The organism is Antricoccus suffuscus (assembly GCF_003003235.1).
GTDB lineage: Bacteria > Actinomycetota > Actinomycetes > Mycobacteriales > Antricoccaceae > Antricoccus > Antricoccus suffuscus.
In genome coordinates, this window is the sequence record NZ_PVUE01000002.1 from 243,724 (window position 1) to 264,772 (window position 21,049).

Genomic DNA, 21,049 nt, shown 5'->3' on the forward strand with positions numbered 1-21,049 from the left:
GGGCAGTTTGTTGTCAACCAATTGACAACAGACAAGGACGGTGGTGGCGATGCTCGCCAAAGACGCGTTGGGTAAGTACGGCGAGGAGCTCGCCCGAAATCACCTTGCATATTCGGGTTTTCTCATACTCGATGCCAACTGGCGCTGTCCGATCGGCGAGCTCGACATCGTCGCCATGGACGGAAAGCGTCTCGTCTTCTGCGAAGTGAAAACGCGGTCGTCGACGTGGTTCGGTGACCCAATCGAGGCGATCGACGAGGCCAAAGCGCGGAGAATTCACGCGTTGGCGGCGCGTTGGATCAGCGAACACCGCGTGCATGCGACCTCGGTTCGGTACGACGTCATCAGCATCATCGCGCCTCGTGGGCAGAGCCCTGAGGTCACGCATCTGAAAGACGTGTTCTAGTGCTCGGCACGACGCTGTCAATCGCTCTCGACGGCGTGAGTGGGATTCCGGTGTACGTCGAATGCCACATCGGTGGCGGTCTGCCTGGCGTCAAGGTGGTCGGGTTGCCCGATGTGTCCATCAACGAGTCGCGAGACCGCGTCCGTGCGGCACTCGCGAACTCTGGGCACAAGTGGCGCAACAGCAAGGTGACGTTCAACCTCGCGCCGGCGCACGTGCGTAAGACCGGCACCAGCTTCGACGTGGCGATGGCGGTCGCGGTGCTGATCGCCTACGAGAAGATCAAGACGCGCCAGGTCGAAGGGACGGTCTTTTTCGGTGAGCTCGGGCTCGACGGAAAACTGCGATCGGTACGCGGCGCGCTCCCGGCGCTGCTGGCCGCGAGCCGCGCGGGATTTCGCCGGATGATCTTGCCGAGTGAAAACCGTGCCGAGGCGACGATCCCGCTTGGCGACGGTCGCGACATGGAAGTGCTGTGCGCGCCCACCTTGCAGGATGTCGTTGCTCATCTACAAGGCGAAGAATCGGCGGTCGAGTCGGTCGCTGTCGAGCACCACCACATCGCGCCGAGCGTCCCTGACCTGTCCGACGTACGAGGGCAAGGAGTCGGCCGCCGCGCGCTCGAGGTCGCCGCGGCCGGCGCACATCATCTGCTCTTCAGCGGACCGCCCGGCGCCGGCAAAACCATGCTGGCATCGCGGCTGCCGGGGATTCTGCCGCCACTCGCCGAGGACGAAGCGCTAGAGGTGACCTCGATCCACTCGCTCGCCGGAATGATCGACCCATCGGCGCCGTTCTGCCGGTTTCCGCCGTTCGAGGCGCCGCACCACGGAGCCACCGCGGCCGCGATCATTGGCGGCGGCAGCGGTCTGATCCGACCAGGTGCCGCGAGCTGTGCCCACCGTGGCGTGCTTTTCCTGGACGAGGCGCCGGAATTCGCGCGGCATGTGCTTGACCAGTTGCGCCAGCCGCTGGAGTCTGGATCGATCACCGTGCACCGTGCCCGCGGGGTGACCACCTTTCCGGCGCGGTTTCAGCTGATCCTCGCGGCGAATCCGTGCCCTTGCGCCTCTGCGGCCGGCGACAGCGAGTGCGTGTGTTCGTCGATCGTGCGGCGACGCTACCTGGCGAAGCTCTCCGGGCCGTTGCTCGACCGTATCGACTTGACTATCGGGCTCTTGCCGGCGTCACGACATCAACTGCTCGATCACGACACGAATGAGGAAAGTAGCAAGACCGTGCTTGCCCGCGTTATCGAGGCACGCGAAAGGGCTGCTCATCGATGGGCCGAGTCCGGTGCGGTGCTCAACTCGCAGGTGCCGAGCCACGTGCTTCGGCGACACTGGCGACCATCCGGTGAGGCGCGGGGGATTCTCGAGAAGGCCTACGACGCAGGACTTATCTCCGGCCGTGGGTATGAGCGCACCCTGCGCGTGGCATGGACAATCGCCGACCTCGCGGGTCGCGGCGAGCCCGCGTACGGCGACGTGGCCGAGGCTTTGGGCTTCCGTAACAGAGCCACCGGGATGGCAGCATGACGGCCGGGGCGGTGGGGGATGGGTCGACGCTGGCCGCGCTGGCGTGGCTGGGCCGGACGATTGAACCGGGCAACCGTTATCTCTGGGCGTACGTCGAGGACCTCGGGCCAGTCGAGGTCGCCGCGCAGCTGCGAGCAGGGGATGGACCGCAGCGTCTGCAAGAGTCGGCCGGAGCCCGCGCACAGAACGATTCCTCGATGTTCGACCTAGAAAAAGCCGCCGCCAAGGGAATCCGGCTCATCGAGCCGGCCTCGCCGGAGTGGCCGGGCGACCCTCTCGCAGGCATGGCGCGGGCGTGTGCCGGTGGGGAGGCGAACGCCGTACCGCCACTGTCGTTGTGGGTGCGCGGAAGGGCTTCGCTGGCCGACCTCGTCGCACGATCGGTCGCGGTGGTCGGAGCCCGCGCGGCGACGGCGTACGGCATGCACGTCGCGGCGGAGCTTGCCGCCGGCTGTGCCGAGCGTGGCTACACGATCATCAGCGGCGGCGCATACGGCATCGACATCGCCGCGCACCGCGGCGCCGTGGCCAACGGTCAGCCGACCGTGGCGTTGCTGGCCTGCGGAGTCGATCGGCCGTATCCGGCCGGCAACCAGAAGATGCTTGAAGCCATCACCCGCGATGGGCTGTTAGCGAGCGAGTTTCCACCAGGCTCGGCGCCTATGCGGCAACGTTTCCTCGTGCGCAACCGGCTGATTGCGGGGCTTTCGCTGGGCACCGTCGTCGTCGAGGCGGCGCTGCGCAGTGGTGCACGGTCGACGGCCGCACGTGCACGGGAGCTTGGCCGCCCGGTGATGGCCGTTCCGGGCCCGGTGACGTCGGCGCTGTCGGGAGGATGTCTTCAGCTGCTGCGAGAGGGCGGCGCGATACCGGTCGGCACCGCCGCGCACGTCATCGATGCGATCGGCCAGATCGGTGACGACCTCGCACCGCTCGAGTCAGGGCCGGTGTTGGCCGAAGACGCGCTGTCTGCCGACGTACGGGCGATTCTGGAGGCTGTGCCGGTACGGCGCCCGGCGCCCGTCGAGTCGATCGCCCAGGTCGGCGCCTCCGACGTGAGCCGGGCCTTGGCCGGTCTCACGCAGCTTGAGCTCATGGGCCTGGTCGAGTGCATAGACGGACAATGGCGCCGGGCGAGGAGATCCAAGTGAGCACATATCATCCGGAATCGGTAGCCCCGGCGATCGATCTGTGGAGAACGCGGCGGCCTGTGGACAGCTTCCTGCGTCGATCGGCGATGTTCGCGATGCTGCGAACATGACATATTTAGAAGCCGATTCGGCTACCCCCGATCCCTTCCCTGAGCGGCAATTCGTGGACGCGCCGCACGTGACCAGCCTCCCGGACCTGGTCGACCGATGGCACCTGATCCTCGACGGCGAGTTCTTCGACCAGCGAAGCGTATGGATGCTGTGGTTCGACGAACGCGGCCACCAGCTGCCGGTCGTCGTACCTATCGACGGACTTCCCGACGATCTCGATGAACGGTTCTTGTCGGGAGTCCAGTCCATCTGCAACGTAACTCGCGACGCCGGCGCGCATAGCTTTGCGATGGCCTTGTCACGACGGGGTACCTCCCAGATCACGACCATAGACAAGCAACAGACACGTGCTCTGCTGGCGTGGGGCAGGTCGCTCGACCTCAAGGTCTGGCCGATACACCTGGCAACGAGCGGCTCGGTCCGCGAAATCACCGTCGACGACCTTGCCTGAGCGCGGGCGGCACGTTACGACGTCACGGATCGGGGCCGATTTCGAACCGGTGGCGGCGCGGTTGGTTGCATCGGCCAGACCGGTCGGCCACTGTTAAGGCGTGATCCAACCTGACGACACCGAACTGCCGCCGGCAATGGCGGCGGCGCTTGCTGCGTTTCGTCGGGAGCTCGAGCTCGAACGCTCGGTGTCGGCGCACACTGTCCGCGCGTACTGCGCCGATGTCGCGAGCCTGCTCGAACACCTGCGCCGGATGTCCGGCTCATCACTGGACGATCTTGATATCGCCGTACTGCGATCGTGGCTTGGCAAACAGCGCACCCTCGGTGCGGCGCGGACCACGATGTCGCGGCGTGCCGCCTCGGCCCGGTCGTTCACCTCGTTCGCACATCGTCGTGGCCTGATGTCCGCCGATCCGGGGCAGAAGCTCGCATCGCCCAAGGCGCAGCGGACGCTGCCCGGAGTGCTCAGCCAGCAGCAGGCCAGCCAGTTATTCGATCCTGACGTCGGGGACGAGCCGGTGGCGGTCCGCGACCGGCTCATCCTAGAGATTCTGTACGCCGGTGGGATCCGGGTCAGCGAGCTCGTCGGGCTGGACCTCAGTAGCTACGACGCCGAACGGCAGGCTTTACGCGTGCTGGGTAAAGGCAATAAGGAACGGGTCGTGCCTATTGGTGCGCCCGCTCGCGAGGCGCTGGCGCGATACCTCGACGTGGCCCGGCCGACACTTGCTGGAGCTCGTAGCGGCACGGCGCTGATCCTCGGAGTCCGGGGCGGTCGTATCGATCAGCGCGAAGTTCGGCGCGTCGTACACGCCGCTGCGCAGGCAATCCAGGGCGCGCCGGATATCGGCCCGCACGGTCTGCGACACTCGGCCGCAACCCATCTGCTTGAGGGCGGCGCCGATCTACGGTCGGTCCAGGAACTCCTCGGTCACGCATCGCTCGCTACGACGCAGATCTATACGCACGTATCGGTGGAACGTCTTCGCTCGACTTTCCAGCAGGCGCATCCACGCGCATAGGACTGCTGTTTGATCGCGCACCCGCGGCCCAACTGTTCGCACCGATTCGCTGACGCGCCCGGGATAATCGGCCCCGGCGGACTTTGTGCAAGTCGGGTGACTACTTCTTGGGTAATAGCCGTACGTGGCGCGGCTTGAGTAGGCCAAGCGGGTCCAGGTAGGTTTCGCCGCGACGAAGTCCCCAATGAAGGCATGCCGCGTCCGGGCAACCGGCGTGACCGGCCTCGAGTGCGCCGATCTGTTGGCCGCGTGTGACGACGGCGCCGACTACAACAGAAGCGGTGACCGGTTCGTACGTCGTCTTGAGCCCGTTGGGGTGGGTGACCGCGACGACACCGCGACCGGCGAGGACGCCGGCATAGCTCACCGTGCCGCCGCCCGCGGCGTACACCGGCATCGACACCTCACCAGCAAGGTCGACACCGCGATGTCCGGCGCCCCATTTGACCGCCGGAGGGTCGAAGTCGCGCGTGACTTGATGAGCGCCGTCGATCGGCCAACCCCAACGCGACGGCGTCCCGGCGGCGGCGGGTTCGTTGGGCAGCAGCGTGCTGGCAAAGAGGGCGACTGCCGCCAGCACCGTGATCAGCCAGCGCGCACGCGTCGCTGCTGACGTTGTTTTTGTGGTGGTGTTGTGTCCGTCCATGGCCCGACTGAACCATCGGGCAGACGACGGGTGCTGGATCGATAAGGCAGATTGTGGACGACGCGGCCGCCTGTGGAAAAGTCTCGGCGCGTGACGTGGCATCGGCGTCGGGGCGAATGCAGGGTGACCGGCGCGATCGCGTACACTTTCAGCAGCGGTTCGTCTCACTTCCGGTAGGGAAGGGATGGCGGGCCGACTTCGCGCGTCCACTTTTCCGCGGCAGTACGTCTCTGAAAAGGACAGTCACTTGGTCCGCTCTACAGCAACGGCAGTAGAGCGGCAATGTCAGGACGCTAGGCGCGACACCGACCGGTGTTCGCGATAAACCGAGAGGCTTCAGGCGTGTTCGGCCTGCAAGCCAGTTAAGGAGTGCTCCGGCAATGGCCGTAGTAACTATGCGACAGCTGCTTGACAGCGGCGTCCACTTTGGTCACCAGACCCGTCGTTGGAACCCGAAGATGAAGCGATTCATCCTCACCGAGCGCAACGGCATCTACATCATCGACTTGCAGCAGACGCTGTCGTATATCGACCGCGCCTACGAGTTCGTCAAGGAAACTGTTGCTCACGGCGGCACGATCCTGTTCGTCGGCACCAAGCGTCAGGCGCAAGAGGCAATTGCCAAGGAAGCCAGCCGCGTCAGCATGCCGTACGTCAACCAGCGTTGGCTCGGTGGCATGCTCACCAACTTCTCGACCGTGCACAAGCGGCTGCAGCGCCTCAAGGAGCTCGAAGCCATCGAGGAGACCGGCGGCGAGACGGTCATGACCAAGAAGGAACAGTTGATCCTGTCGCGCGAGCGCACCAAGCTCGCACGCACGCTCGGCGGCATCCGCGATATGGCCCGCGTGCCGTCGGCGGTGTGGATTGTCGACACCAAAAAAGAGCACATCGCCGTTGGCGAGGCTAAGAAACTTGGTATCCCGATCGTCGCGATCCTCGACACCAACTGCGACCCCGACGAGCTCGACTACCCGATCCCGGGTAACGACGACGCTATCCGCTCGGCCGGCCTGCTAACCCGCGTGATCGCGGACGGCGTCGCCGAGGGCCTGCTGGCCCGCGCGGCGAATGCCGGTGGCGGCGCCAAGGATGGCGACGACAAGCCCAACCGCGATGATGCTGCTGCGAACGAGCCGCTCGCAGAGTGGGAACGCGAAATCCTCAAGGGTGACGAGTCGGCACCAGCTGCCGAGACTGCGCCGGCTGCCGAAGCCGCCCCAGCCGATGAGGCTGCACCCGCTGCGGAAGCCGCACCGGTCGCACCGGCTCCTGAGGCTGCACCAGCCGCGGAGGCTCCGACCGAAGCGTCGGCAGGCGACAAGACCGAAGAAACCACCGCTAACTAATCGTCCGGTGTCGGGCGGCGCGCGACTACCGTCGTACTGCTGCCGCCCGACCCCGAGTGCGACTGCTGATATCAAAACTGCCCGGCCACCCCGGGCGAAGAGACGGGAATACCGCAAAAATGGCTGACTTCACTGTTGCCGATGTGAAGAAACTCCGCGAGATCACTGGCTCCGGCATGAGCGACTGCAAGAAGGCTCTGACCGAGACCGGCGGCGACCTCGACAAGGCTGTCGAGATCTTGCGCATCAAGGGCGCCAAGGATGTCGGGAAGCGCGCGGCGCGCACATCATCTAATGGCCTCGTCACGATCAAAGACGGCGTGCTCATCGAGTTGCTCTGCGAGACCGACTTTGTCGCTAAAAACGACGAGTTCGTGTCGACAGGCGAAGCGATCGTTGGTGCACTGGCCGCGGCTAAGGTCGACAACGTCGAAGGTGCCCTCTCGCAGGACGTCAACGGCAAGTCCGTTGCCGACATCGTGCAGGAACTGTCGGCGAAGCTCGGAGAGCGTCTTGAACTGCGCCGGGTCGTCCGGTTCGACGGTGCGACAACGTCGTACCTCCACCGCCGCGCGGCCGATCTACCTCCACAGGTCGCCGTACTCGTTGAGTACACCGGTGACGACGAAGAGGCCGCACGTGGTGCCGCGATGCAGATCGCGGCTATGCGGCCGAAGTACGTGAGCCGCGACGAGGTCCCCGAGAGCATCGTTGCTGACGAACGGCGTATCGCTGAAGAGACTGCCCGTGAAGAAGGCAAGCCTGAGCAGGCGATGACCAAGATCATCGAGGGCCGGGTCAACTCCTACTTCAAGGACAACACGCTCAACGAGCAGCCTTCGGTGCAGGATTCGAAGAAGACCGTCAAGGCGCTTCTGGATGCCAGCGGAGTGGCAGTCACTCGGTTCGCTCGGTACGAAGTCGGCGAGGAAGTCAAGTAGCGCGCGAGCCGGTCAGGACATAGTTCGAGAACGGATTTCACGAATGAGGGGCCGCCAAACCGATAACCGGGGATGGCGGCCCCTCTTCGTATGCGCGATGATTCTTCAGGCAACTTCGATGCAAGTAGAGGGACGGTAGGACGCGAGTGGCCTATAAACGAGTACTTCTGAAACTGTCCGGCGAGTCGTTCGGCGGTGGCCGCCTTGGCATCGACCCGATCATCATCACCAATATCGCGCGCCAGATCAAAGCGGTGCTGGCCGCCGGCACCGAGGTTTGCATCGTCGTCGGCGGTGGCAACTTCTTCCGCGGCGCGGAACTGTCGCAGCACGGCATGGAGCGGGCGCGCGCCGACTACATGGGCATGCTCGGCACCGTCCTCAATTGCCTTGCGCTGCAGGACTTCTGTGAACAGTCGGGGATCGATACGCGAGTCCAGACCGCAATCACCATGGGTCAAGTAGCCGAGTCCTACATCCCGCGGCGCGCGATTCGACACCTTGAGAAAGGCCGAGTCGTCATCTTCGGCGCCGGCGCCGGAATGCCGTACTTCTCGACCGACACCGTCGCGGCGCAACGTGCCCTCGAAATCGGCTGCGAGGTACTCCTCATGGCCAAGAACGACGTGGACGGGGTCTATACCGCCGACCCGAAGATCGACCCGGACGCTCTGATGTACACCGAACTGGCATACACCGACGTTCTGGCGCAACAGCTCAAGGTCGCGGATTCAACCGCGATCAGTCTTTGCATGGACAACAACATGCCGATCGTCGTCTTCAACCTGCTCAAGGAGGGCAATATCGCTCGCGCCGTCGCAGGTGAGAAGATCGGAACAGTAATCAGCAATGCCGCATCACAGGTCTCGCGAGGAGAAAAACGATGATTGATGACGCCCTTCTTGAGGCCGAGGTAAAGATGGACAAGGCCGTAACAGTGGCCAAAGACGACATGTCAACGATCCGCACCGGTCGCGCGCAGCCGGCGATGTTCTCGCGCATCAACGTCGACTACTACGGCGCCGCGACGCCGTTGCCGCAGCTTGCGACGATCTCGATTCCGGAGGCCCGCATGGCAGTAGTGAAGCCGTACGATGCCAGCCAGCTCGGCGAGATAGAGAAGGCGATTCGCGACAGTGATCTGGGTGTCAACCCGGGCAACGACGGGCAGCTCATCCGGGTGGTGTTCCCGCAGCTGACCGAGGAGCGCCGCAAGGAGATGGCCAAGTCCGTCCGCTCCAAGGGCGAGGACGCGAAGATCTCGATCCGCAACATCCGGCGTACGGCGATGGAGACGCTCGACAAGATCAAGAAAGACGGCGAGGCGGGGGAAGATGACGTTGCCCGCGCCGAAAAGGAGCTCGAGGGTACGACGAGCAAATACATCGCCTCCGTAGACGACGTGGTCAAGCGTAAAGAAGCGGAGCTTCTTGAGGTCTAGCGCCACGTCGTCTGACTGATGCCTGTGTCTGAATCTTCCGCAACCTCCGCCGACTGTCCGACGCCGCACGAACCCGTGGCGCCGGCCGAGTCAGCGCCCCCGACCTCGGCCGAGTCGCCAGATCAGGCGGCGCCATCCAGCGGTATGCCACCGCAAATCCCCGGTGCCGCACCGCCACCGAAGTCTGGTGGCCGGGCCGGGCGTGATCTCGGTGCGGCAATCGGTATCGGGCTCTTGCTCGGCGCGGTGGCCGTCACGCTGCTGTATGTCTACCGACCGGCGTTCGTCATTCTGATCGCCCTCGCGGCGTGCATCGGAGTGTGGGAGATCGTGCGCGCGGTCGGCACGACCGGCGCGCTCGTACCGATTTCGCCGCTGCTCATCGGCACCCTCGCAATGCTCGCACTGGCCTGGTATCGAGGCATCGACGGTTTGACGATCGGCCTGCTATTCACCGTGCTGGCCGTGGTCGTATGGCGAATGGCTGATTCGGCCGACGGCTATCTCACTGCGACGTCGGCGGGGGTCTTCATCGCCGTCTACGTGCCGTTCCTGGCCGGATTCGCTGTCCTGCTCGCCGTACCAGATGATGGCGCAACCCGCGTAATCGCGTTCATCGCCGCCGTCGTGTGCAGTGACACCGGCGGATACATCGCCGGTGTGCTGTTCGGCAAACATCCCATGGCGCCGACGATCTCGCCAAAGAAGTCCTGGGAAGGGCTGGGCGGGTCGCTCGTCGGATCGGCGGTCTTCGGCGTATTGATGTTTACGTTGGCGTTCGAGGCGACCTGGTGGAAGGGCCTGCTCTACGGGTTGGCGATCGCCGCGACTGCCACGCTAGGTGATCTCGGGGAGTCGATGATCAAACGTGACATCGGGGTCAAGGATATGGGCACGCTGTTGCCCGGGCACGGCGGTGTCATGGACCGGCTTGATTCGTTGTTGCCGTCGGCAGCGGTCGCCTTTGTGCTGCTGTCGGTGTTCGTCCCGGTGAGCTAGTCGACCGGGGCAGCGTGCTGCTGGATCCAGGTATGCATGGCAATGCCGGCCGCGACACCGGCATTGATCGACCGGGTGCTGCCGTACTGGCTGATCGAATACAAGCTCGTGCAGACGGCGACCGCTTCTTCGCTCAGACCGGTACTTTCTTGGCCGAACAGCAGAATGGCACGTTCCGGAAGCCGGGCGTGCTCGATCGGCCGTGAACCCGGCAAGTTATCGATCCCAATGATCTGCAGACCCTCGCGCTCGGCGTGTTCGCGAAGCTGCTCGGGATCGGGATGATGCACGATGTGCTGGTAGCGGTCGGTCACCATCGCGCCGCGTCGGTTCCATCTGCGCCGCCCGACTATGTGTATCCGACGAGCCAAAAATGCGTTGGCAGTCCGCACGACCGTGCCGATGTTCATGTCGTGCGCGAGATTCTCAATCGCGATCTCGAAGGGATGTCGCCGGGTGTCCAGGTCCGCAACGATCGCCTCGAGCCGCCAGTATCGATAGCGATCTATCACGTTGCGCCGGTCACCGTCGGCGAGCAGTTCCGGGTCGAGACGTGGATCGTCCGGCCAGGGCTGCGGGTGCGGGCCGACACCGATGGGTGGGGCGTACGCCGGACGGGTGCCTTCGTCGTACTGTGCGCTCTCAGGCGGGTCGGACTCAGGCGTGTCGGACGTAGGCGTGTCAGATGCCGGCGTGTGGGATGTCATTGCCGCAGACGATACCGGGCTGTTCAGTGTGACCTACGCTGCTGCTCTTACGTGAGAGACTGTAGGGCGTTATGTCATCACTTCCGCTTGTCTTCAATGCTCCGCGCGGGGCGAAACCGCCGCGTCATCTCGCCGACCTCGATCTGGCAGGCCGGCGTACGGCGCTGGCCGACAAGGGCTACCCAGCCTTCCGAGCGACGCAGTTGTCCAACCACTACTTCAGTCGGCTCAGCGACGACGTCGACTCGATGACCGATATCCCCGCCGCCGAGCGTGCCGACCTCGCGAGCGAGTTTTTTCCGCCGCTGCTGGAGGTCGTCCGCCATCTGACGTGCGATGACGGTACGACGCGCAAGACGCTCTGGAAATGTTTCGATGGCGTCCTGGTCGAGAGCGTGCTCATGCGCTACCCGGACCGCACGACGCTATGCGTCTCGAGCCAGGCCGGCTGTGGGATGGCGTGCCCGTTCTGCGCCACCGGCCAGGCTGGACTGACCCGCAACCTGTCCGCCGCTGAGATTGTTGAGCAGGTCGTTGCCGCGGCGCGCGCGATGGCCAGGGGCGAGATTCCCGGTGGCCCGGGGCGGCTGAGCAATGTCGTGTTCATGGGGATGGGCGAGCCGCTGGCGAACTACAACCGGTTGATGTCGGCGGTACGCCGGATCACCTCGCCGGCTCCGGAGGGTCTCGGCATCTCGCAGCGTGGTGTGACCGTCTCGACGGTCGGACTGGTCCCGGCGATCAAACGATTGACCGCCGAAAACATGCACGTCCGGCTTGCAGTGTCGCTGCATACCCCCGACGACGAGCTGCGCGACACCCTCGTGCCGGTCAACAACCGTTGGAAAGTCGACGAGGTTCTCGACGCCGCGAAGGACTACGCCGAACACACCGGCCGCCGGATCTCGATCGAGTACGCGCTGATCCGCGACATCAATGACCAGGGGTGGCGCGCGGACCTGCTCGCCAAACGGCTGCGGTCGCGCGGTGGCCCAGGATGGGTGCACGTCAATCTCATTCCGCTTAACCCCACGCCGGGGAGCAAATGGGATGCCAGCCCCAAGCCGGTCGAGCGCGAGTTCGTTCGTCGGATGAAGGCTGCCGGCATCTCGACCACGGTGCGCGATACGCGCGGCCAGGAAATCGACGGCGCCTGCGGACAGTTGGCCGCCAAAGAGGAGAAGTAGTTTGCTCGTCTCACGACCGGAATTCTCCAAACCCCGGATGGGGCGTAAGGGATATAACCACGACGAGGTCGACAACTTCGTCGACTTGATCATCGCGAAGCTGAAAGGCAAACCCGAGGGTGACGGAGTCACCGCGGCCGATCTCGGCATCATGGTGTTCCACGAGGAGCGCGGCGCGTCGGCGTACGACTCCGATGAAGTCGACGAGTGGCTCAAGCGGGTGCGGCCCAAGGTCAAATCCGCCGAAAGTCAGCTGCGTGAAGAGGATCTGCCCGCCGACCGGCCAGGATCAGTGATCGATATGGCCGCGCCGCCGCACTACGCGGATCGGTTTCCCCGGGTTAGTCGCGCCGTTCTGGGCTTCGCGATTGACGACGTCGACGCCGCTATGGATACTCTGCGCGCTGATCTAGCCGGTCCGGAAGCCCCGACCGCGAAGCAGATCATGGATTTGTCGTTCCGCGAGCAGCCTGGCGGTTACCGGCAGGTCGCGGTGGCGCAGACCCTCGAACTTATTGCGCTGGCCCGCGACGCCGGGGTAACGAGCGCAGCGGTTGACTCCTAGGCGCTCCGAGGTCGTATCGCGCACGAAAAAATCCCCGCATCATTGTGATGCGGGGATTTCTTGGTTTTCAGGATGCCCCAACGACGGACCGTCAGGTGCGTACGCGCCGGACGAACTAACTGCGCCAGGATTTACGGCGACGCACCATGTCATAGATGAGGATGGCGATCATAATCAGTGCGATGACGGCGAGCCACAGGTCCTCGACGTGCCCTTCGTGGTTGCCGATGCACATCACCAGCAGGATGACTGCGATGATCCAGCCAGCACCGCGTGCGGCTTTGCCGAACGTGTGGTGCCAGCCCCAGAGCGCCGGGTCGTCGTCGCCCGCGTCGTGTGTCAGGCCGTGAGCGGCTTCCCAGGGTGCGTCATCGGTCGCGATGTGCCGGGGACCCTCGACGTTGGGCTCATCCAGCAGCTGAGCATGCACATCGTTGTCAGGGATGACAGGGTTATTGGTCACGGGTCCTCCTTGCACGGGCAGTTACTAGCAACATCATCCCATCGACCTGACGGCCCCGCGTGACCAGGTCAGCGCATGTCGGGCGGCGATCGTCACACAGCGTCCGAACGGCAAGGTGAGAGAGCCATCTCTACGGCGGGGTGCGCGCCCCGCTGCGTTGTGAGGGACAATGAGCAGCGTGAATTCTCCGCGCGATGTCGTCATCCTTGGCGCGACAGGCTCGATTGGTGCTCAGGCGATCGACGTGGCGTTGCGCAACCGCGACAAGTTCCGGGTCGTCGGGCTCAGCGCCTCGGGCCGACACCCCGCTTCTTTGGCGAGGGCGGCGTTCGACCTCGGCGTCGAGACGGTCGCGGTCGCTAACGGTACGGCGGTCGAGGACGTCGTACTCGGCATGTACGCCGAAGCTCAGCGACGTCATCTGACTCCTGGCGACTACCGCATGCCCAAGATCATCGGTGGCCCCGAGTCGACCGCGCAAATCGCGTCCACACCCTGCGATGTCGTACTCAACGCGGTCGCCGGATCGGTGGGGTTGGCCGCGACCCTTGCCGCCCTAAAAGCCGGTACGACGCTTGCCTTGGCCAACAAGGAATCCCTGGTGGCGGGCGGACGACTCGTGCTCGACGCGGCCGCGCCCGGTCAGTTAGTCGCGGTCGACTCCGAACACTCTGCGATGGCGCAGTGCCTGCGCGCCGGCCGTGCCCAAGAGGTACGTCGCCTTATCCTCACCGCCAGCGGAGGTCCGTTCCGAGGCAAGTCTGCGGGCGACCTACAGGGGGTCACGCTCGAGCAGGCGCTGGCACACCCGACCTGGTCGATGGGCGTGTCCAACACGATCAACAGCGCGACGCTCGTCAACAAGGGGTTAGAGCTGATCGAGGCGCACCTGTTATTTGGAATCGCGCCCGAAGACATTACGGTGAGCGTGCATCCGCAGTCGATTGTGCACTCGATGGTGGAGTTCGCCGACGGATCGACCATCGCGCAGTGCTCGCCACCGGACATGCGACTGCCGATTGCGCTCGCGCTGGGGTGGCCGGACCGGGTCGCGGACGCGATACCACCGCTGGACTGGGCCCAGTCGCATTCGTGGACGTTCGAGCCGCTCGACGACGCCGCATTCCCCGCCGTACGCCTCGCCCGAGACGTCGCGAAGGTCGGCGGCCTGGCGCCGGCGGTGTACAACGCGGCCAACGAAGAGGCAATGGCCGCGTTTATAAGCGAACGCATAGGTTTTGCCGATATTGTCGCGGTCGTCGAAGAAGTGGTCGAGGCCGCGCACGCCGCGCGGAACCTCGCGGCAGATCCTGCGTCGTACAGCGACGTAGTCGAACTCGAGGTTTGGATCAGGGCATTGGCTTGTGAACACATCGCGCGGTACGCCGACCGGCGGACGAGCCGCGGATGATCTATGTCCTGGGCGTACTGCTGTTCATTGTCGGGCTGCTGTTTTCGGTCTGGTTCCACGAGCTCGGTCATTTCCTCACCGCGCGCGCATTCGGGATGCGCGCGAGCCAGTTCATGGTGGGATTCGGCCCGACCATCTGGTCCAAAAAAGTAGGCGAAACCGAGTACGGGCTCAAGTGGATCCCGCTCGGCGGTTATGTCCGCATCGTTGGGATGATCCCGCCTCCGAAACCGGACGCGCCAAAGGCATCCAGCCGAATCGGCAAGATGATCGAAGATATCCGGGCGCAGTCGTCCGCGGAACTCCAACCCGGCGACGAAACCCGTGCCTTCTACACCAAACCGTGGTGGCAGCGTGTCATTGTGATGGTCGCTGGCATCCTGCAGAATCTGATCCTTGCCTTCATCCTGTTCGCGATCATCCTGTGCGGCATTGGCGTACAGCAGCCGTCGCTGACGGTCTCGTCGATCAGCGAATGCGTCCTGCCCGCGACCTCGAGCGTGAAGGACTGCAAGACGCCGATCGATTCCACTGGCAAGCCATGTCCCACAATTGGTCAAGGTGGCTGCGAGCTCCCTCCCGCTAGCCCGGCCGCCGACGCCGGATTCAGACCCGGCGACAAGATCAAGTCCATCAACGGCACGCCGACCGGCAACTGGGACGACGTACGCAACAAGATCCGCGTCTCGGCGGGCAAGGACCTCGACTTCGTCGTAGAACGGCACGGCAAAGCCGTCACGCTCGCCGTGACGCCGATGGAGAACAAGGTGGTCTCCGACAGCAACTCGAAAAAGTACGTCACCGTTGGCTTCCTCGGTATCTCGCCGACCACGCCACTGACGACGCAGTCCATCGCCGAAGTGCCGGGGCAGGTCGGGCATTTTCTGAGCCTATCGGCGCAGCGGCTGATCGAGATTCCACAGCGGGTGCCACAACTGATCGACGCCACATTCGGTAGCGCGAAGCGCGACCCCAACGGGCCGGTCGGGCTTGTCGGCGTAGGCCGTATTTCGGGTGAGATCTTCGACCTGCCGCAGTCGACGAGCGAGAAGATTGCGTACTTCCTGTCGTTGCTGGCCAGCCTGAACATGGTTCTTTGCTTGTTCAACGTTGTACCGCTGTATCCGTTGGATGGCGGCCATGCCGCCGGCGCCCTCGCAGAAGGAGTGCGAAACGGGGTGCACCGGATCCGTGGCAAACCGCGCGCTGGTGCACTCGATGTAGCCAAGATGATGCCCGTGGGCTACGTCATGGCGGTCGTGATCATCGCCTTCTCGGTGCTGCTGGTCGTCGCGGATATCGTCAACCCGGTCACGTTGATGAGCCAATAGTGCTGGGCGTGAGCTCTCGGGTCTGCCGATGTGTCGGGACGAGAAGTAGCATGAGGTCATGAGTTCAATCAACCTCGGGATGCCCGAGTTACCGCCTCCGACACTCGCCCCACGCAGGGCGAGCCGCCAGATCGATGTGGGCGGGGTCCTGGTGGGCGGCGGAGCGCCAGTGTCGGTGCAGTCGATGACGACGACGGTGACCGCCGACATCAACTCGACGCTCCAGCAGATCGCGGAGCTCACCGCCGCAGGATGCCAGATTGTGCGGGTCGCCGTACCCAGCCAGGACGACGCCGACGCGCTCGCCGCGATCGCCAAAAAGTCGCAGATCCCGGTCATTGCTGATATCCACTTCCAGCCTAAGTACGTGTTCGCCGCGATCGACGCCGGCTGCGCGGCGGTCCGGGTCAACCCGGGCAACATCAAGGCATTTGATGACAAGGTCGCCGAAATTGCCCGTGCCGCCAACGACTCCGGTACGCCGATCCGCATTGGCGTCAACGCCGGCAGCCTCGACAAGCGGTTACTAGAGAAGTATGGGAAGGCGACGCCCGAGGCGCTTGTCGAGTCGGCGCTCTGGGAATGTTCGCTGTTCGAAGAACACGGTTTCCGCGACATCAAGATCTCGGTCAAGCATCACGATCCGGTGGTGATGGTGCGCGCCTACCAGCTGCTTGCGGAGCAATGCGACTATCCGCTGCACCTCGGAGTGACCGAGGCCGGTCCGGCGTTCCAGGGCACCATCAAGTCGGCCGTCGCGTTCGGTGCGTTGCTGAGCCAGGGCATCGGCGACACGATCCGAGTGTCGCTGTCCGCGCCGCCGGTCGAGGAGGTCAAGGTCGGACTCCAGATTCTCGAGTCGCTGAATTTGCGCAAACGTGGCCTTGAGATCGTCTCCTGCCCGTCGTGTGGGCGCGCCCAAGTCGATGTCTACTCACTCGCCGACCGCGTGACCGCCGGGCTCGAAGGGCTCAAGGTGCCGCTACGGGTCGCCGTAATGGGCTGCGTCGTCAACGGACCCGGCGAGGCCAGAGAGGCCGACCTGGGGGTCGCTTCAGGCAACGGCAAGGGTCAGATATTCGTTAAGGGCGAGGTCATCAAGACCGTGCCCGAATCCGAGATTGTCGAGACTCTCATTGAGGAGGCGATGCGGCTCGCCGATGAGATGGGTACCGATGTCGAGTCCGGCGAACCGTCCGTCAGCGTCTCCTAGCGTGTTAGGTATCGGTCAGGCGCGTGTCCTCGGCGCCGCGGATAGTCGAGCAGTACGCCGAGTGCTCGCGATAGACCCAGTCGAATCGGTGCTGGTCGGCTCGCGGATGACCGATGGCGGAATTGATCCACGTCAGCTTGGCGGAAAGCTATGGGGCTTCGGCGGGATGCATCTCGAGTCGATCTGCCTGTCCGGCGCCAACCTGATCCCGATCCAAGCCGGGCGCACCGCCGTACGCTCGTACGCCGAGCTCGCGCTCCAGGAGGGGCGCCGTTGCTCGTCGATTGTCGGCGATTCCAGCGCCGTACACCAACTGTGGGACATCCTCGAGGAGCACTGGGGACTCGCTCGCGCCATCCGCTGGCATCAACCGCTGATGAGCACTGCGCAACCGTCGTTGGTGACACCGGACCCGGGCGTTCGGCTTGCGACTAGCGCTGACTTCGCGGTCTTGTTTCCGGCCGCGGTCGCGATGTTCAACGAAGAGATCGGGATATCACCCATGGGCGCCGACGGCGGGGCGAGTTATCGTCGCCGCGTCCACGAACTCATCGAACAGCAGCGCTGCTACCTGCGGATCGATGACGGCCGGGTCAGCTTCAAGGCTGAGCTCGGCGCGGTAGCCGGCGGAGTGACGCAGATCCAAGGCGTCTGGGTCGACCCGGCGCTGCGCGGGCAGGGACTGGGCCGTAGGGGCACCGGCGCCGTCGTCGACCACAGCCTGCAGCGCGGGGCCAGTGTTGTCAGCCTCTACGTCAACGACTTCAACGTCGCGGCTCAGAAGGCTTATACGGCCATCGGATTCCGCACGGTCGGAGAGTTCGCGTCAGTGTTGTTCTAGCGCGGGCGACGCGCCTGGTGCTGCGGCCGGACAAGACAACTTGTGCGGCTCATCCAGGACGGTGGGAGAGTTCCTCGATCGAGGTGACCGTGTGACTGAGCGGGTGTGCGTCGCTCTTGCCGCAGGACTCCGGCCGCGCCGGATCTAACCGGTGGGTCTCGACGCCGCAGCGAAACATCCGGCCCGTCGACGTCCGCGCAACCACACCGGTCGTGTCGCAGTCGACGTATTCCTCGGTGCAGGTCACGGCGTCGATCCCGCTCAACGAATGCATCGTTCGTATGGCAATGTCGGCCGCCTGCAACGGACGCTCATAGCGGCTCAGACCACGCAACAGATGCGGGATGACCTCAGAGTTGCGGGCGGCGTCGTACATCTCGCGGGCGGTGCCGCCGTCGAGTCGTGCGTAGACCGCTCCGAGCGGAAGCATTAGCGCCGTCGGCGAGAATCGGTGCCCACCTAGGTGACTGCACTCCCACACGAGACCTGGCAACTCGCGACCGAGGTCGGCGGCGATCGGGCGACCGCCGATAGCGCAGCAACGGTCTCGTTTGGCGTGCGCGCATACCAACGCGACAGGTTCGCCGAGGGTCACGGCCGAAGTGTGCAGCGCGAGTAGATCGCCGCTGTCAAAGGAATCCCATTCGAGGTGCAGCAAATCGTCAGGATCGTCGAGGGAGAGCTTGACGAGTGCTCGGTGTGGTGTGACGGTCGCGGCAAAGACGGTTCGTCCGGAGGCGTGAGCGCGGTCTGCGACGCGTCCAGGCCGGCGCATCATCAGTGCTTTGACCGCGTGCTGGTCGCAGAGATGTTTCAGGGCCGCGGTCAGTTTGTCGTCAAGGTCGTTCTCGATTACCGCGTCCCGGCCCCACGCGCCGGAGTGTTCGATCACCAAATAGCGACGCGCGGGACCCGCTGTTGCGGCATGCGGCTCGGCGAGCGCGAGGGAACGGATCGCGCAGCGTTGTTCGTCGGTGACCGGCTCGGTCATTGCGTGAGGTCTCCTTCAGGGGCGTTGTCGACCTGGATCCGCAGCGAGGTAGCGGCGGTCACGGCGTCGTCGAGAATTCGCCGTTTGGGGGTCGGCACGGGCACATGTGCGGTGTGCTCGACCGACCGTGACCACGATAGTGCGGGCCGGCCGAGAAGGTCGTCGATGAGCGGACGATCTCCACCCGTGATCAGCAGATCCAGCGGTCCGACGTCGGAAAATACTCGCTGCGCGGCGGTCTCAGCGGACTTGACCAGCTTGTCGGCCTGGTTGGCGCGCCGCCGCGCGAACCGCTGCTGGCTCTGCCCGCCGGCCGCCGTCCGGCCTTGCACGTAGGTGCTTCCAGTCTTACTGGCTCGTACGTCGAGCTCGGCACCGTCCATGTCGACTAACCCGAGTGAGAAGCCGCCCCGGCGCACCAGAATGACCGCGGCGTGGTGCGGCGGGGCACACGCGGTCACGATGTCCTCAATGCCATGGCCCGGCCCGGGGTCGGCGACGGCCAGCGCATCCCACGCACCGGTGACCTGCGCCGACCCGCCTCGGCTAGTGGTAGCGATCAATGTGTGCTCGGCGTACTCCAACGAGACAATGTCGCCATTGCGGGTCACGAACCTGCGTAGCCAGCCTGCTAGCCGTCCGAACGGCACCTCGACACTACTCATCGAAGCCTGGGAATGCCTGAGTCGTGGCCTGGGTGCCAGAGACGACTTGCCGCCAGCGCAGCGCCTGGGTTGCCGCGTCGATCAACGAGTCGACCGCGAGCGTGCGTACGTCGAGGTCTGTCGACCGGCCGAGCACATACCGCCACGCCGCCGCCACCTTGTCCTCGAGCATCCCGGCGACCTCGATGGCGTCGGTGGGGTTAGTCACTGGCTTGGGAAGTTGATAGGCCGGCTCGCTCGGGTCAGGGACCGCGCCCGCGGCGACGAGAAGGGTCTGGATCGCGTCTCTGCGCTGCCGATGCCGTAACTCGACGGAGGCGACCTGATCTTGGCGCTGGACGGCGGCGTGCGCACCGATGTCGCCGTACGCCCAGATGATCGCGTGTTCGGCCCGAAGCGCCGCCTGCAGCGCGTCGACCTGCTCTTTGCTCATTGAGCACCAACCGCGGTGCTCATCCCAGCACCACGAGGTGACACGCGTGACTGGCGGCGATAGACCCGAGAAGTGGCGCGCGCTGCGCTTTGATGGTGGTCGCGAGCGTGGTGGTCTGCTGTTGCGTCGCGGTCTCCAATGCGCGGAGCTCGACGAGGACACCGGCCGGGTCGACGGGTTTCGCCGAACCCGCAGGGCCTGAAGGTTCCGACGAACGGCTTGCGGCCGGAGGCTTCCGCGCCATCGCCGCGGCGAGTGCGTCGACATGCTTGACGGACTCCGCATGCAGCGGCGTCAGCAGCGGCACCAAGGTTGGTGCGGCCGCCAGCGCGGCGGCGTACTTGTCTCTGAGGGTGGTGTGCGACGTGAGCACCGCCTCGAGCGGGTCGGGCGCTTTCTTCGTATTTACGTCCTCGCCAGCCGGTCGACCGGTGCACGCCGTCACGATCATCACGCACGAAGCCGCGGCGGCAAACAGAAAGCTGCGCCGCGACGCTGGGGAACTGGCGGAGGGGAGCATCGCGACAAGTTTGCCACCAACCGGGTTTCCGTATTCGCCGGGCACGCCGGTAGGCTACGGCGCACAATTGCGTACGCGGTGCGCATCCACAATTGCTAGGAGTGAGCAGTGCGATCAGACTCAAAGTCTCCCCAGGCTTCCTCCGGCCGCGACCGAGAGCAATTCGGCGCGATAGTCGGCCCCGTCGTGACCGGTTCGGGTTTCGACCTCGACGATCTGGCGGTGAGCCAGGCCGGTCGTCGTACGGTCGTCAAGGTCGTCGTCGACGGCGATAACGGTGTCTCACTCGACGACATCGCCGCGATGAGCCGCGCGATCTCGGCGGCCCTCGACGATCGCGATGACGACATCGGCAGCGCGCCGTACACGCTCGAAGTGACATCGCCCGGCGTAGATCGTCCCCTGACGACGCCGCGACATTGGAAGCGCGCCACCGGTCGACTGGTCGCGTGTACGACGGAGGGCAATCCGATCCAAGGGCGAGTCATGTCTGTGCAGGACGAGCAGGTGACGCTGGATGTAGATGGCGCGCAGCGGTGCTATACGGTCGACGGTCTGTCACCAGGAAAAGTCCAGGTTGAGTTCGCAAAGGCACCGAAGCAGCCCAAAGCACCTAAGATGCCCAAAGAGCCTAAGAAACAGAAGAAGCCGAAGGGTTCCTAAGG

At 64.6% G+C, this 21,049-nt stretch carries 24 protein-coding genes; 17 read left to right on the plus strand and 7 right to left on the minus strand.

Annotated elements, in window-relative coordinates; all coding sequences use genetic code 11:
- Window positions 1-49 precede the first annotated feature (49 nt).
- From CLV47_RS03975 to CLV47_RS03995, 5 genes are all read left to right on the plus strand, one after another.
- Window positions 50-406: a YraN family protein gene (locus tag CLV47_RS03975; RefSeq protein ID WP_106347914.1), complete on the plus strand. Its 357-nt coding sequence runs from the start codon at window positions 50-52 to the stop codon at window positions 404-406.
- The gene (locus tag CLV47_RS03980; protein WP_106347696.1) at window positions 406-1,944 is read left to right on the plus strand and encodes a YifB family Mg chelatase-like AAA ATPase; all 1,539 of its coding nucleotides are present in this window, start codon (window positions 406-408) and stop codon (window positions 1,942-1,944) included. The genes CLV47_RS03975 and CLV47_RS03980 overlap by 1 nt, the downstream gene beginning before the upstream one ends.
- Window positions 1,941-3,095, plus strand: coding sequence for a DNA-processing protein DprA (dprA, locus tag CLV47_RS03985; protein WP_106347697.1), 1,155 nt, complete (start codon window positions 1,941-1,943; stop codon window positions 3,093-3,095). The genes CLV47_RS03980 and dprA overlap by 4 nt, the downstream gene beginning before the upstream one ends.
- A 106-nt stretch (window positions 3,096-3,201) precedes the next feature.
- Window positions 3,202-3,657, plus strand: a complete 456-nt coding sequence (locus CLV47_RS03990) for a hypothetical protein (RefSeq protein ID WP_146135272.1) — start codon at window positions 3,202-3,204, stop codon at window positions 3,655-3,657.
- 100 nt (window positions 3,658-3,757) lie between these two features.
- Complete coding sequence (locus CLV47_RS03995; protein ID WP_238145212.1) at window positions 3,758-4,681, plus strand: tyrosine recombinase XerC; 924 nt, start codon at window positions 3,758-3,760, stop codon at window positions 4,679-4,681.
- A gap of 100 nt (window positions 4,682-4,781) precedes the next feature.
- On the opposite strand, the gene CLV47_RS04000 is transcribed toward CLV47_RS03995, so the two are convergent.
- Window positions 4,782-5,327, minus strand: coding sequence for a M23 family metallopeptidase (locus CLV47_RS04000; protein WP_106347699.1), 546 nt, complete (start codon window positions 5,325-5,327; stop codon window positions 4,782-4,784).
- A gap of 380 nt (window positions 5,328-5,707) precedes the next feature.
- On the opposite strand from CLV47_RS04000, the gene rpsB reads away from it, so the two are divergent.
- From rpsB to CLV47_RS04025, 5 genes are all read left to right on the plus strand, one after another.
- The gene (gene rpsB, locus CLV47_RS04005; RefSeq protein ID WP_106347700.1) at window positions 5,708-6,676 is read left to right on the plus strand and encodes a 30S ribosomal protein S2; all 969 of its coding nucleotides are present in this window, start codon (window positions 5,708-5,710) and stop codon (window positions 6,674-6,676) included.
- 119 nt (window positions 6,677-6,795) lie between these two features.
- On the plus strand, window positions 6,796-7,617 hold the full coding sequence (gene tsf, locus CLV47_RS04010; RefSeq protein ID WP_106347701.1) for a translation elongation factor Ts: 822 nt from the start codon (window positions 6,796-6,798) through the stop codon (window positions 7,615-7,617).
- A 146-nt stretch (window positions 7,618-7,763) separates the two neighbouring features.
- On the plus strand, window positions 7,764-8,504 hold the full coding sequence (gene pyrH, locus CLV47_RS04015) for a UMP kinase (protein ID WP_106347702.1): 741 nt from the start codon (window positions 7,764-7,766) through the stop codon (window positions 8,502-8,504).
- Window positions 8,501-9,058 (plus strand): ribosome recycling factor, encoded by a 558-nt coding sequence (gene frr, locus CLV47_RS04020; RefSeq protein WP_106347703.1) that lies wholly within the window; start codon window positions 8,501-8,503, stop codon window positions 9,056-9,058. The genes pyrH and frr overlap by 4 nt, the downstream gene beginning before the upstream one ends.
- Before the next feature lie 24 nt (window positions 9,059-9,082).
- Window positions 9,083-10,057 (plus strand): phosphatidate cytidylyltransferase, encoded by a 975-nt coding sequence (locus tag CLV47_RS04025; protein ID WP_238145214.1) that lies wholly within the window; start codon window positions 9,083-9,085, stop codon window positions 10,055-10,057.
- Here the strand turns inward: CLV47_RS04025 and CLV47_RS04030 are convergent.
- Window positions 10,054-10,764 carry a TrmH family RNA methyltransferase gene (locus CLV47_RS04030; protein ID WP_106347705.1) on the minus strand — a complete coding sequence of 237 codons (711 nt, stop codon included), beginning with the start codon at window positions 10,762-10,764 and terminating at the stop codon, window positions 10,054-10,056. The genes CLV47_RS04025 and CLV47_RS04030 overlap by 4 nt on opposite strands.
- Window positions 10,765-10,835: 71 nt before the next feature.
- Here CLV47_RS04030 and rlmN point away from each other — a divergent pair, with 71 nt between their 5' ends.
- Together rlmN and CLV47_RS04040 are read left to right on the plus strand one after the other, a co-directional pair.
- Window positions 10,836-11,951, plus strand: coding sequence for a dual-specificity RNA methyltransferase RlmN (gene rlmN, locus CLV47_RS04035; RefSeq protein WP_106347706.1), 1,116 nt, complete (start codon window positions 10,836-10,838; stop codon window positions 11,949-11,951).
- A gap of 1 nt (window position 11,952) precedes the next feature.
- Entirely contained in the window at window positions 11,953-12,516 is a 564-nt protein-coding gene (locus CLV47_RS04040) for a DivIVA domain-containing protein (protein ID WP_146135273.1), read from the plus strand.
- Between the two features lie 115 nt (window positions 12,517-12,631).
- Here CLV47_RS04040 and CLV47_RS04045 read toward each other — a convergent pair whose 3' ends face one another.
- On the minus strand, window positions 12,632-12,979 hold the full coding sequence (locus CLV47_RS04045) for a DUF2631 domain-containing protein (RefSeq protein ID WP_202862372.1): 348 nt from the start codon (window positions 12,977-12,979) through the stop codon (window positions 12,632-12,634).
- A 178-nt stretch (window positions 12,980-13,157) separates the two neighbouring features.
- On the opposite strand from CLV47_RS04045, the gene dxr reads away from it, so the two are divergent.
- Genes dxr through CLV47_RS04065 form a run of 4 tightly spaced genes read left to right on the plus strand, consistent with a single transcriptional unit; the run spans window position 13,158 to window position 17,775 of the window.
- Window positions 13,158-14,390, plus strand: a complete 1,233-nt coding sequence (gene dxr / locus CLV47_RS04050; RefSeq protein ID WP_202862373.1) for a 1-deoxy-D-xylulose-5-phosphate reductoisomerase — start codon at window positions 13,158-13,160, stop codon at window positions 14,388-14,390.
- Window positions 14,387-15,721 (plus strand): M50 family metallopeptidase, encoded by a 1,335-nt coding sequence (locus tag CLV47_RS04055; protein ID WP_106347709.1) that lies wholly within the window; start codon window positions 14,387-14,389, stop codon window positions 15,719-15,721. Before dxr ends, CLV47_RS04055 begins: the two co-directional genes overlap by 4 nt.
- 58 nt (window positions 15,722-15,779) lie before the next feature.
- On the plus strand, window positions 15,780-16,934 hold the full coding sequence (gene ispG, locus CLV47_RS04060) for a flavodoxin-dependent (E)-4-hydroxy-3-methylbut-2-enyl-diphosphate synthase (protein ID WP_106347710.1): 1,155 nt from the start codon (window positions 15,780-15,782) through the stop codon (window positions 16,932-16,934).
- A 1-nt stretch (window position 16,935) separates the two neighbouring features.
- A complete protein-coding gene (locus tag CLV47_RS04065) occupies window positions 16,936-17,775 on the plus strand; it encodes a GNAT family N-acetyltransferase (RefSeq protein ID WP_238145215.1) in 840 nt (279 codons plus the stop codon).
- A 49-nt stretch (window positions 17,776-17,824) separates the two neighbouring features.
- On the opposite strand, the gene CLV47_RS04070 is transcribed toward CLV47_RS04065, so the two are convergent.
- The 4 genes from CLV47_RS04070 to CLV47_RS21970 are packed head-to-tail and all read right to left on the minus strand — an operon-like array spanning window position 17,825 to window position 20,429.
- Window positions 17,825-18,766 (minus strand): sucrase ferredoxin, encoded by a 942-nt coding sequence (locus tag CLV47_RS04070; RefSeq protein ID WP_106347712.1) that lies wholly within the window; start codon window positions 18,764-18,766, stop codon window positions 17,825-17,827.
- Complete coding sequence (locus tag CLV47_RS04075; RefSeq protein WP_146135274.1) at window positions 18,763-19,431, minus strand: acVLRF1 family peptidyl-tRNA hydrolase; 669 nt, start codon at window positions 19,429-19,431, stop codon at window positions 18,763-18,765. The genes CLV47_RS04070 and CLV47_RS04075 overlap by 4 nt, the downstream gene beginning before the upstream one ends.
- Window positions 19,424-19,864, minus strand: a complete 441-nt coding sequence (locus CLV47_RS21965; RefSeq protein ID WP_170110948.1) for a ferritin-like domain-containing protein — start codon at window positions 19,862-19,864, stop codon at window positions 19,424-19,426. The genes CLV47_RS04075 and CLV47_RS21965 overlap by 8 nt, the downstream gene beginning before the upstream one ends.
- 19 nt (window positions 19,865-19,883) lie before the next feature.
- Window positions 19,884-20,429 carry a hypothetical protein gene (locus CLV47_RS21970; RefSeq protein WP_170110949.1) on the minus strand — a complete coding sequence of 182 codons (546 nt, stop codon included), beginning with the start codon at window positions 20,427-20,429 and terminating at the stop codon, window positions 19,884-19,886.
- Window positions 20,430-20,492: 63 nt separating this feature from the next.
- Between CLV47_RS21970 and rimP the strand changes: the two genes are divergently transcribed.
- Window positions 20,493-21,047, plus strand: a complete 555-nt coding sequence (rimP, locus tag CLV47_RS04085; RefSeq protein ID WP_106347715.1) for a ribosome maturation factor RimP — start codon at window positions 20,493-20,495, stop codon at window positions 21,045-21,047.
- Window positions 21,048-21,049 lie beyond the last annotated feature (2 nt).